Source organism: Micromonospora sp. CPCC 206060, assembly GCF_036906895.1.
GTDB lineage: Bacteria > Actinomycetota > Actinomycetes > Mycobacteriales > Micromonosporaceae > Micromonospora.
The window spans coordinates 1-10,993 of sequence record NZ_JBAKHU010000115.1; the positions used below are offsets into that span (position 1 = coordinate 1).

At 72.8% G+C, this 10,993-nt stretch carries 12 protein-coding genes; 7 read left to right on the forward strand and 5 right to left on the reverse strand.

The annotated features are described in order from the left end of the window. Positions 1 to 160: 160 nt before the first annotated feature. Positions 161 to 1,129, reverse strand: coding sequence for a zinc-binding dehydrogenase (locus tag V6U90_RS31255; RefSeq protein ID WP_334444405.1), 969 nt, complete (start codon positions 1,127 to 1,129; stop codon positions 161 to 163). A gap of 109 nt (positions 1,130 to 1,238) precedes the next feature. On the opposite strand from V6U90_RS31255, the gene V6U90_RS31260 reads away from it, so the two are divergent. Together V6U90_RS31260 and V6U90_RS31265 are read left to right on the forward strand one after the other, a co-directional pair. Beyond that, entirely contained in the window at positions 1,239 to 2,210 is a 972-nt protein-coding gene (locus tag V6U90_RS31260) for a pirin family protein (RefSeq protein WP_334444407.1), read from the forward strand. A 58-nt stretch (positions 2,211 to 2,268) separates the two neighbouring features. Next, on the forward strand, positions 2,269 to 2,934 hold the full coding sequence (locus V6U90_RS31265; RefSeq protein ID WP_334444409.1) for a hypothetical protein: 666 nt from the start codon (positions 2,269 to 2,271) through the stop codon (positions 2,932 to 2,934). Between the two features lie 281 nt (positions 2,935 to 3,215). Here the strand turns inward: V6U90_RS31265 and V6U90_RS31270 are convergent, their stop codons facing one another. Then, complete coding sequence (locus V6U90_RS31270; protein ID WP_334444411.1) at positions 3,216 to 3,890, reverse strand: DUF1345 domain-containing protein; 675 nt, start codon at positions 3,888 to 3,890, stop codon at positions 3,216 to 3,218. 29 nt (positions 3,891 to 3,919) lie between these two features. Further along, a complete protein-coding gene (locus V6U90_RS31275) occupies positions 3,920 to 4,279 on the reverse strand; it encodes a DUF2795 domain-containing protein (RefSeq protein ID WP_334444413.1) in 360 nt (119 codons plus the stop codon). A 166-nt stretch (positions 4,280 to 4,445) separates the two neighbouring features. On the opposite strand from V6U90_RS31275, the gene V6U90_RS31280 reads away from it, so the two are divergent. Beyond that, entirely contained in the window at positions 4,446 to 4,856 is a 411-nt protein-coding gene (locus tag V6U90_RS31280) for a DUF2267 domain-containing protein (protein WP_334444415.1), read from the forward strand. A gap of 43 nt (positions 4,857 to 4,899) precedes the next feature. On the opposite strand, the gene V6U90_RS31285 is transcribed toward V6U90_RS31280, so the two are convergent. Beyond that, complete coding sequence (locus V6U90_RS31285) at positions 4,900 to 6,075, reverse strand: CaiB/BaiF CoA transferase family protein (RefSeq protein WP_334444417.1); 1,176 nt, start codon at positions 6,073 to 6,075, stop codon at positions 4,900 to 4,902. 91 nt (positions 6,076 to 6,166) lie between these two features. On the opposite strand from V6U90_RS31285, the gene V6U90_RS31290 reads away from it, so the two are divergent. From V6U90_RS31290 to V6U90_RS31300, 3 genes are all read left to right on the forward strand, one after another. Then, positions 6,167 to 7,354 carry a glycosyltransferase family 4 protein gene (locus tag V6U90_RS31290; RefSeq protein ID WP_334444419.1) on the forward strand — a complete coding sequence of 396 codons (1,188 nt, stop codon included), beginning with the start codon at positions 6,167 to 6,169 and terminating at the stop codon, positions 7,352 to 7,354. Continuing rightward, positions 7,347 to 8,417 (forward strand): glycosyltransferase family 9 protein, encoded by a 1,071-nt coding sequence (locus V6U90_RS31295; RefSeq protein ID WP_334444421.1) that lies wholly within the window; start codon positions 7,347 to 7,349, stop codon positions 8,415 to 8,417. The genes V6U90_RS31290 and V6U90_RS31295 overlap by 8 nt, the downstream gene beginning before the upstream one ends. Before the next feature lie 202 nt (positions 8,418 to 8,619). Beyond that, positions 8,620 to 9,615 carry a TerC/Alx family metal homeostasis membrane protein gene (locus V6U90_RS31300; RefSeq protein ID WP_334444423.1) on the forward strand — a complete coding sequence of 332 codons (996 nt, stop codon included), beginning with the start codon at positions 8,620 to 8,622 and terminating at the stop codon, positions 9,613 to 9,615. 64 nt (positions 9,616 to 9,679) lie between these two features. Here V6U90_RS31300 and V6U90_RS31305 read toward each other — a convergent pair whose 3' ends face one another. Beyond that, a complete protein-coding gene (locus V6U90_RS31305; protein ID WP_334444425.1) occupies positions 9,680 to 10,333 on the reverse strand; it encodes an ATP-grasp domain-containing protein in 654 nt (217 codons plus the stop codon). Positions 10,334 to 10,541: 208 nt separating this feature from the next. Between V6U90_RS31305 and V6U90_RS31310 the strand changes: the two genes are divergently transcribed. Continuing rightward, positions 10,542 to 10,993: IS607 family transposase (locus V6U90_RS31310; RefSeq protein ID WP_334444427.1), on the forward strand; the 452-nt coding region annotated here is incomplete at its 3' end.

The window sequence follows — 10,993 nt, forward strand, 5'->3', positions numbered from 1 at the left end:
GCAGAAGGTGCAGGTGTCGGCGTTCCCGGATCATTATGCGCAGTGGGAGAAGCTGGCTGCTGACCTGGTCGCCGAGCACTGGAACAACAGCTGAACCTGATAGGTGGCAGAGCGTTGGCCGGGTCCCCGACACGGGGACCCGGCCAACGGCACGTCCGGATCAGACCAGCAGGAGGGTCTTGCCGAGCACCCGGCGGTCCTCGATTGCGGTGTGTGCCTCCGCCGCGTTCTCCAGCGGAAAGGTCTGTCCGATGACCGGCCGCAGCCGTCCCACAGCCGCGTCCCTGACCGCCTGCTGGAGCAGTCGTTTCGCCTCGGCGGGCGGGAACTGGACGTCGGCGATGCCGCGTAGGGTGATGCCCCGCCGGTCGGCTTCCACCTGTTCCACCGGGGCGAAGGCGCCACCCGGTGCGCCGTGCGCGGAGAACCGCCCGCCCTCCGCCGCCACCTCGAACGCCATCCGGCCCGTTTTCCCGCCGACCCCGTCGAGGACGACGTCCGGTCCGGCTCCGGTCATGACACCTACCTGGTCCACCCAGTCCGGATCGCTGTAGTCGACCACCGCTTCGGCGCCCAGGCCGCGAGCCAGGGCCAGTTTCCGCACGCCCCGTGCCGCACCGACGACCCGCGCGCCGGCCTGCACGGCGAGTTGCACCAGCAGACTGCCCGCACCGCCGACCGCCGGTAGGACCAGTACCCACTCGCCGGGGAAGGGGTTGGTGGCCCGGACGATCCCGAGGGCGGTCGGACCGTCGTGTACCAGGGCCGCTGCCTCCAGCAGCCCGAGCCCGTCCGGCACCGGGACCAGGTCGGCGGCCGAGGCGAGGCCCAGTTCGGCGTACCCGCCCCAGTCGGCGAGCCGGGTCACCACCCGACGTCCGGTCCAGGACGGGGACACCCCGGAGCCGATGGCGCGTACCGTGCCGGCGATGCCGCCGCCCGGCACGTAAGGCGGCCTGACCGAAAAGTACGCGGTGGCCCGGCCCGCCCGGATCGAGGTTTCTACGTTGAGTACGTCCACCGCTGCTGCGGCCACCACGACCTGCCCCGGTCCCGGCACCGGGTCGGGGAGTGTGGTGGGTGCCAGCACCTCCGGGCCGCCGAACCGGCTCACCAGTACCGCCCGCATACCGATCACTTCCTCTCGTCGTGGCCACCGGTACCAGCGTCAAACCTCAACCATGCTTGAGGTCAACAGGGTGGTGATCACATCCGTGGCGGCGACGTACAGTCGAGCGATGAGCGGTACGGAGTCGATGCCGGCGGACACCCGGCAGCCCGGTACGACGGTCGCCGAGCCGGGAAGCGTCCTGCTGCCCGGGCACGACGTGCCGTTGGGGCGCTACACCACCGTCCGGCGTCTGCTGCCGCAGCGCCCCCGCCGCATGGTCGGCGCCTGGTGCTTCGTCGACCACTTCGGCCCGGACGATGTCGCCGATCGCCCGGGCATGCAGGTCCCGCCGCATCCGCACACCGGCCTGCAGACCGTCACCTGGCTGGTGGAGGGGGAGATCCTGCACCGTGACGGGCTCGGCAACACCCAGTCGATCCGCCCCGGCGAACTCAACGTGATGACCTCCGGCCACGGCATCGCCCACTCCGAGCAGTCCCCTCCGCGGCATCCACCGGTGATGCACGGGGTGCAGCTCTGGGTGGCGCTGCCCGACCACGCCCGCCACGGGGCACCGGACTTCGCCCACCACGCCGCGCTGCCCTCCTGGCGGGGCGGGGACCTCACCGCGACCGTACTCGTCGGCGAGTTCGGCCCGGTCCGGTCACCGGCCGTCGTGCACACTCCGCTGCTCGGCGTCGAGCTGCGGGGACACGGGCCGGGGAGCACGCGGCTCCCGTTGGACCCCGGTTTCGAGCACGGCGTACTGGTGATGAGCGGCGCGGCCGAGGTGGCGGACACGCACCTCACCCCGGGCACCCTGCTCTACCTGGAACCTGGCCGGCGGGAGTTGACGGTACGTGCCGGCGAGGACGTCCGGCTGCTGCTGCTTGGTGGTGAACCCTTCGACGAACCCCTGGTCATGTGGTGGAACTTCGTGGGGCGCAGCCATGAGGAGATCGTCCAGGCCCGGGAGGACTGGATGGCCGGGCGCCGGTTCGCGCCAGTTCTGGACGATCCGGCAGCGCCGCTGCCGGCACCTGACATGCCGACCACCCGGCTGAAGGCCCGGGACCGGCACGGCCGTACCTCGGGCTGACGACTCGGCGGTCCGCCGCCCGGGGCGTGTCTCCGGGCTTTCCGGGTAGTCGCACGCCATGACGAGCAGTGTGGGTTCCAGCGTCGAGGACCGGAAACGTCTCATTCGCCGGCTCGTCGCCGGTGGTCGCGGATTCGCGGAGCAGTACGGCATCCGGGTGACCAACAACCCGTCCAGCCTGTTCCAGGTGCTGTGCCTGTCGGTGCTGCTGCGCCGGCCGGGCGACTTCCAGCGGGCGGTGGCGACCACCCGGGCGTTCGGCGAGGCCGGGTGGGACAGTGCGGCCCGGATGGCGGCCTCCCTGCACGCCGACCGGGTACGGCTGCTGCGCAGCTGCGGCTGGCGGGGCGATGTCGACGCGCTCGCCACCGACCTGGGCGATCTGTCCCTGGTGGTGGCCCAGCGGTACCGGGGAGACCTGCGGCGGCTACGGGCACCGGCCCGGTACGCCCCTGACCGGGAGCGGGCGCTGCTGACGGCGTTGCCCGGCGTCGACGACCAGGTCGCCGACCTGTTCCTGCGGGAGACCCAGGCGCTCTGGCCGGAGGTGGCGCCGGTGGCAGACCGTAAGGCGCTGGCTGCCGCCCGCAAGCTCGGACTCGGCCGTTCCGCCACGGACCTGGCTGAGCTGGCCGGGGGCCGCGAGTCCGAGAAGCTGGCCTGGCTGGTCGGCGCGCTGGCCCGGGTCGAGCTGGAGGACCGGTACGCCGAGATCAGGGGCTGACCCACCAGGGGGTTGACGTCGATCATTGAAGTGCGTCGCCCCACACTTATGTGCGCAACTGGCCATTTGGATGATGTTGGATCGTATGATTGGCCACGTGCTGCTCGCCCGGTTCGGGTGAGCCGGTACCACTCGGTGATCGCGATCCGGTTCGGGCGTGGAATCATCGCCGGGGTTCTTCCGGGTCGGGTGGACGCTGGTCGTGGGTTCCGCGACCGGCGACCGCCCGACTCTTTCCGTCACGGCTGGCGGCACGCCGGTCGCGCCGGAGAGTGCTGCTGTCAGCGGGCCAGCCCGGCGAGCAGGTTCACCGTCGCCGCGATGATGATCGCCCCGAACAGGTACGACAGCAGCAGGTGCCGCAGCACCGTGGTCCGCATCTCGTTGCAGGTCAGTGCGGTGTCCGAGACCTGGAACGTGGCGCCGACGGTGAACGACAGGTACGCGAAGTCCGAGTAGCGGGGCGGCTCCCGCTGGTTGAAGTCGATGCCACCGTCCCGTCCGGTGTAGTAGATCCGGGCGTACCGGGTGGTGAAGACGGTGTGCACCACCGTCCAGGACAGCACCACACTGACCGTGCCCAGCGCGATGTCCAGGTTGCGGTAGACCCCCTGCACGGCGTGCGCGGTGGTCAGCACCACCCCGGTGGCCAGCAGGCTGGCCAGGCAGGCAGCCAGCAGCAGGACGTCCCGTAACGCCCGGTTCGGATCCTCCCGTACGGCCAGCCGGGCGGTCTGCGCCGCGTCCATCGGCCAGATGATCCGCCACACCCAGATCAGGTAGATCAGTGCCGCCACGTCCCAGCCCAGCAGCGGCCCGAGTACCGGATCGTTGAGGATGGCCAGCACGATGCCGGCGGAGATGCCGGCGGCCCCCATGACCGCCAACTGCCAGGAGGCGGCGACGGGTTCGCGTCGACCGGCCCGGCGGGCCGGTCGTCCCCCGCGAAACGCCATCAGCGGACCGGCGACACGGCTGACGGACCTCAGATGCGGCGCAGGTGCTGCGCGACCCGATGGTGCGGTTCCCGGGCACGGGCCTGCCGGTCGCTCGCGTCCTGCTCCGGCGCGGGGTCGATCCGCGCCGACCGGGCCACCTGGTTGCCGTTGGCGTAGTCGACCGGTGGCAGCGCCCGCAACGCCCGCAGCACGTCGTCCGGGGCCCCCCGGCGTTCCGCCTCGCGGAGCACGTCGTCCTTTGTGGCCGGGTAGTCCAGGCTGGACAGGTACCGCAGCACCTGGGTGTCGCTGACCATCGCGGCGGCTCCCTCGTCACTCGTCGGGATCAGGGCCCGCCGGGTGTCGGACCAGGCCCCCCGACGCTTACCCGCCCAGCGGCCACTCACGCCCGCAGTTTCGACCGCCCGGACCCGGGTACGCGGGGCACCCGTCGGCAGCGGTCACCGGACCCACCGCCGCCGGACCACGTGCCGCCGAGCCCACCCACCGCCGGCGGACCACGTGCCGCCGAGCCCACCTGCCGGCCCTGCCGGCCCGCCGTGAGGAATGTCCATGAACTACGACACCTTCATCGACCAGGTCGCCCGGCGCACCCACGTCGCCTCCGCACAGGCGGTCGACCTGACCCGGGGCACCCTGGCGACCCTGGCCGAGCGGCTGACCGGCGGTGAGGCACTGGACCTGGCCGCCCAACTGCCGCCGCCGTTGCAGGCGATCGTGCGGCCCCTGCCGGCCGCCGAGGCCGCCGACCGCTTCGACGCGGCCGAGTTCATCCGCCGGGTCGCGGCCCGGGCCGGGGTCGACGAGCAACTGGCGAGGAACGGGGTACGGGCCGTCTTCACCACCGTCCGTGAGGCGGTCACCGGTGGCGAGTTCGACGAGGTGATGGCCCAGATGCCGCGTGACTACCGCGAGATGGTCGAACCGGCGTTGGCGCCGGGCGCCACCCGGCGCCACGGCTGAGCCGACCCCCGGCGGGAGACCGGGGCAGCCTCCGGTCGACCGGTCAGGCGACCGTCCCGGCGGCCCGGAGCTGCATGATCCGTTCCGCGCCGAGTCCCAGCTCGGCGAGGATCTCGTCGGTGTGCTCGCCCGGGTGCGGCGGCGGGCGCCGGATCGCCCCGGGCGTCCGGCTGAACCGGGGCGCCGGTGCGGGCTGGCGTACCCCGACGTGTTCGACGAAGACCCCACGAGCCGCGAGATGCGGATGATCCGGAGCCTCCCGCCAGTCCAGCACCGGTGCGACACACGCATCGGTACGCTCCAGCAGCCGCGCCCACTCGTCCCGGCTGCGGGTACGGAACAGCCGGGCCCACGACCGGCGCAGCGCCGGCCAGTTCCCCGGATCGGTGCGGTCCAGCGCCTCGTCCGGCTCCAACCGGAACCCGGTCAGCCGGACCAGCTCGTCGTAGAACTTCGGCTCCAGCGCACCCACCGCCAGGTAGCGGCCGTCGGCGCACTCGTACGTGTCGTAGAAGGGCGCGCCGCCGTCGAGCAGGTTCACCCCCCGCGGGTCCTGCCACATGCCCATCCGGCGCAGGGCGTGGATCTGGGTGGTGAGCAGCGCGGCACCGTCGACGATCGCCGCGTCGACGACCTGCCCGGCGCCACCGGCCCGGACGGCGAACAGGGCGGCGACCACGCCGAGGGCGAGCAGCGTCGCCCCGCCGCCGAAGTCGCCGAGCAGGTTCATCGGCGGTACCGGCCGTTCCCCGGCCCGGCCGATGCCGTGCAGTGCGCCCGTCGGCGCCAGGTAGTCGATGTCGTGCCCGGCGTGCGGGGCGTTCGGGCCGTCCTGCCCCCAACCGGTCATCCGGCCGTAGACCAGGCGCGGGTTGACCGCCAGACAGTCGGCGGGGCCGAGCCCCAGCCGCTCGGTCACCCCGGGACGGAACCCCTCCACCAGGACGTCCGCGCCCCGCATCAGGTCGAGGACCACCTGCCGGCCGTCCGGCGACTTCAGGTCCACCGCGACGGACCGTCGACCCCGGTTGAGCAGGTCGGGATGCGGCGTCCCCGGTGCGCCGGGGTGGACCTCCCCGGTGCGGTCGACCCGGACCACGTCCGCGCCCAGGTCGGCCAGGAGCATCACCGCGAACGGACCCGGTCCGATGCCGGCCAGTTCGACCACCCGGACACCGGTGAGCGGACCGCCGGTCGAGGCGGGGGCAGCGTCGGTCACCGCGCCACGATAAGCCATCCCGTCCGACCGTTTGGTCCCCCGTTGGCCGGGAACGCGCGTACCGGCGTGGCACCTCGGAACGGAGGGTGACGTGACCGGTGCGGAACCGATCCGGGTGGCGATGCTGCACGGGCCGGGCCGACCGGAACACGACGGGGTCAGCGACTACGTGGCCCACCTGATCGACGCCCTGGGCGGGGTGGACGTGGACGCGGTCGGGGTGCCGGTACGCCCCACCGGACCGCCCGTCCCCGGACGCTGGTGGCGGGCCACCGGCACGGCAGTACGCCAGGTCCGGCGGCTCCGGCCCGACCTGGTACACGTGCAGTTCGCGCCCTCGGCGTACCGGTTCTCCGGGCTGCCCGGGCTGCTCCCGTTCCGGCTGCCCGGGACGGTTCCGCTGGTCACCACGGTGCACGAGTACGGCTGGTGGGCGGTACCGGCCTGGCTGCCCCGGCCGCTCTGGTCGGCGGTGGAACGGTGCCGCCGCTGGGACCGGGAGACCGGACGGCTGGTGCCGGCCAGCTCCGCCGTGGTGGTGACCAATCCGGAGCACGGCCGGGCGGTGCAACGGCGGCTGGGCGTACCCGTGGTCCGGGTGCCGATCGCCCCGAACGTCGACGTGCGGCACGCCGCACCGGACGCCCGGGCGCGGGCGCGCGCCGACCTCGGCCTACCGCCGGACGTACCGGCACTGGTCTTCTTCGGGTTCGTGCACCCCGTCAAGGGGGTCCGGCAGTTGATCGAGGCGTTGCCGGCGCTCCGTACCGGACGCGGGGATCTGCGCCTGCTGGTGGTCGGCGGGTTCACCTCGCAGGCCCTGCCCGAGGACGAGGCCCGGGCGTTCCACGCGGAGCTGACCGGGCTGGCGCGCCGGCACGCGGTCGACGCGGCGGTGCACTTCACCGGGCACCTGCCGGCCGAACGGGTGTCGGCGGCCCTGTGCGCCGCCGACGTGGCGGTGCTGCCGTTCACCGCCGGGGTGACGACCAAGAGCGGGGCCCTGCTGACCGTGCTGGCACACGGCCTGCCGACCGCGGTCACCGAACCAGACGGCGGTGACCCGGAACTACGGGACAGTGGCGCGGTCGCGCTGATCCCGGCCCGCCGGGACCCGGCGGCCATCGTCCGTACCGTCGGTGGGCTCCTCGACGACCCCGGGCTGCGGGCGCGGCTGTCCGAGCGGGGCCGGCGGTTCGCGCGGGAGCGGTCCTGGCCCCGGGTGGCCGAGGCACACCGGCGGATCTACGAGCAGGTGCTGGGACGCGGCGGTGACTGACCGGTACCGGGAGATCCTCGTCGTCGACCTGCTCGGCGGGATCGGCGACCTGATCATGCTGCTGCCCGCCGTGCACGCCCTGGCCCGGCGCAACCCGGGGGCGCGGCTGCGGGTGCTGACCCACGACCCGGGCGCCGGGCTGCTGCGCGCCGATCCGGCGGTGGACGCCGTGCGGACACCCCGGCACGGCCGACCCGGCGCCGAACGGGAGGCGGTCCGGGACGCCCTCGCCGAGCGCCGACCCGACCTGGTGGTCAGCACCACCCGGTACGACGGCATCCCGGACCTGCTCGCCGCCTCCGGTGCCCGGTGCGTGACCGACCTGTGGCGCAAGCCACCACCGGACGAGCCGGTCGGTACCCGCTATCTGCGGATCCTGCACGAGGAGGGACTGCTCACCGCTGCCGACGTCGCGACCCGGCCCCGGGTGGCCCTCGCTCCGGCGGTCCTGGCCGCCGGGGAGCAGGTGGTGACCGCCCTGGTCAGCCTGGCCGGAGCGGACCCGGCCCTGGTCGCCGCCGCCTACGGACCGGCCGGCACGGCGCGGCCCCTTCGGGCGCCGGTGGTGCTGGTCACCGAGGCCGGAATGGCGGTCAAGCGCTGGCCGGCGCCGTGGTGGCGGCGACTGGCCGATGCACTCCACCGCCGGGGGCACCCCGTGCTGTCGGTCGGCCCGGAGCCGGTGTCCCCGTCGGTGGTGCCGCTGCCCCGGATGGACCTGCCCGTGCTCGCCGGCTGTTTCGCGGCGGTGGCCCGGCGTGGGGGAGTCGTGGTGGGACCCGACACCGGTCCGGTACGGCTGGCCGCCGCGTCCGGTGCGGCGACGGTGGGCCTCTTCGGGCCGACCTGGGCCCGCCGCTACGGCATCGGCGGGGTGGATCTCCAGGGGCTACCGGAGTGCGAGCACCGGCTGCCGACCGCGATCACCGAGCAGTCCTGCTGGTGGCAGGGTGACTGTCCGTTGTCACCGACCGGGCCGGCGTGCATGGCCGACCTACGGCCGGAACGGGTCCACGCGGCGGTCCGGACACTGCTCACCCGAACCGGAGAAAAGCCTCCGTGACCACGGCGGACCTGCGGCGTGACCTGCCCGCATCGCTTGGCGTTTCCGATAAGCCTGACCTAATCTGGGGGCGCGAGGGGAGTACTTCCCACGAACCACTCCGGTCAGTACGGCCGTCCCGGACGGCCTCGGATGGTTGCCCACCCCGATCAGCGGCGGGTGAAGGAGACCTCGAACCCGTACCGGTGTTCGAGGAGGCTCCGTGACCGAAACGCCCTATCTTGCCGTGTCCGAGTTGACATCCGTGGGTACGCCCACGCTCTGGGCGGTCACCATCGCCGGTGTGCTGGCGCTGCTGGTCCTCGACTTCCTGGTCACCCGCCGCCCCCACGAGGTGTCGATGCGGGAGGCGCTGGGCTGGTCCGCCTTCTACATCGCGCTGCCCCTGGCCTTCGGCGGCTACATCTGGTCCCGCTGGGGTTCCGAACAGGGCGTGCAGTACCTCACCGGTTACCTGGTGGAGAAGTCCCTCTCCGTCGACAACCTGTTCGTCTTCATGCTGCTGCTCGCCGCGTTCGCCGTACCGGCGGTGCTGGCGCAGCGGGTCCTGCTCTACGGCATCGCCGGCGCGCTCGTCCTGCGCGCCGTCTTCATCGCCCTCGGCGCCGCCGCCCTGCAGACCCTGGACTGGGCGTTCCTGCTCTTCGCCGCGATCCTCATCGCCACCGCCGTCAAACTGCTCCGGGACGCCCTCTCCGGCCACGAGCAGGCGGTGGACATCTCGACGATGCGCTCGGTCCGGCTGCTGCGCCGGTTCATGCCGGTGACCGACGACTACCAGAGCACCAGGATGATCGTCCGCCAGGGCGGACGTCGGGCGCTCACCCCGCTCGCGCTGGTCGTGGTCGCCGTCCTGGCCACCGACGTGGTCTTCGCGGTCGACTCCGTGCCGGCGGTCTACGGCATCACCGAGGACCCGTACCTGGTCTTCGCGACCAACGCCTTCGCCCTGCTCGGCCTGCGCGCCCTGTACTTCGTGCTGCACGCCGCGCTGTCCCGGCTGGTGCACCTCAGCTACGGGCTGGCCGCCATCCTGGCCTTCATCGGCGTCAAGCTCGCCCTGCACTGGGCGCACGGCGTCTGGACCTGGATCCCGGAGATCCCGACCCTCGCCTCGCTGGGCGTCATCATCGGGGTGCTCGTGGTGGTCACCCTGACCAGCCTGCGGGCCACCCGCCACCTCCCCACCAAGGTGTAAGGAAGGGCCCCTGCTTAACGCTTTCGGTAGAGGAAGGGCCCCTTATTAACACTCGGTGCGGGCGTCAGTCGGCTGTGGCGAGGGCGGCCAGGAACCGGGCGGGTGGAATCGACACCGGCCGGTCACTGACCTGTCCGTCGCCGAGTTCGACCACCCGCCACCGGCCGTCGTCCCGCCGTACCAGGTCGACCGTGACGAAGTCGAGTCCGGTGCGGCGGACCCGGTCGGCCAGGTCGGCCAGGTCGGGTTCCGGCACCGGCGCACCGTCGTCGGTGTCCGGGTGCGGGCCGACCAGTACGCACCGGCCGTCCCGCCACCAGGTCCGCACCTCGTGCCCCTGGAACCGTTCGAAGCGCCGTACCACCAGGCCACCGGTGAGATCGTCGCCGCGCAGCTCCACGAAGCGCCGCACCACCCGCCAGGTCCCGGCATGGTCGGCCACCTCCGGGATGTACGCGGCCTCGTGCCAGTGGTGCTTCAGGGACTTCGTGTAGTCCCGCAGCACCGCCGGGCCACTGCCGAGCCGGTCACAGATCCGGAGGACGTCGTTCCGCTCCGCCCCCACCGTCCAGTACGACTCCGGTGTCATGCCGGCCAGCGCGGCGTACCAGCCGGGCAGTTCGTGGGCCCGGCGGTACTCCCCGGCGCCGGTGAGCAGGGTGACCTCCCGTTCGGCGAGAGCGCCGGCGAAGTCGGTGTACCGGTCGGCGGGGAGCATCCAGCCCCGGTAGCGGGCGGGACCGGTGGTCCGTACCCGGCCGACCGCCCCGGCCGACCCAGTGCGTCGTGGTCGACCAGGCCGACCGGCCAGCCGGCGTCGCGGGCCGCTGCGGCCTCTGGAGCGAAGTGCGGGTCCGGCCGGCGCGGGTTGAGCGGGTCATGGGGTTAGTAACTGCTGCGCATCGAGTATGCACTATGATGCAAGAGTGAACTTGAAGGAGTGGGCGGTGCGCGAGGGCATGCACCACGTGACGGCGTACCGGTGGTTCCGGGAAGGCAAGCTACCCGTTCCGGCCCGCCGGGTGGGCCGGCTGATCCTGGTCGACCCGTCCGCGACCGAGCCCGCTGCCGAGGACACGGCCGTCGTCTACGCCCGGGTGTCGTCGGCCGATCAAAAAGCCGACCTGGACCGGCAGGTCGCCCGGGTCGCCACCTGGGCGACCGGACAGAACCTTTCCGTATCACGGGTGGTGACCGAGGTCGGGCCGGCGCTCAACGGCCGCGGCAGGAAGTTCCTTGCGCTACTGCGTGACCCGTCCGTGTCGACGATCGTGGTTGAACATCGGGACCGGTTCGCGCGGTTTGGTGCGGAGTACGTGGAGGCGGCCCTCGCGGCGCAGGGTCGGCGGCTGCTGGTCGTTGACCCCGCCGAGGTCGA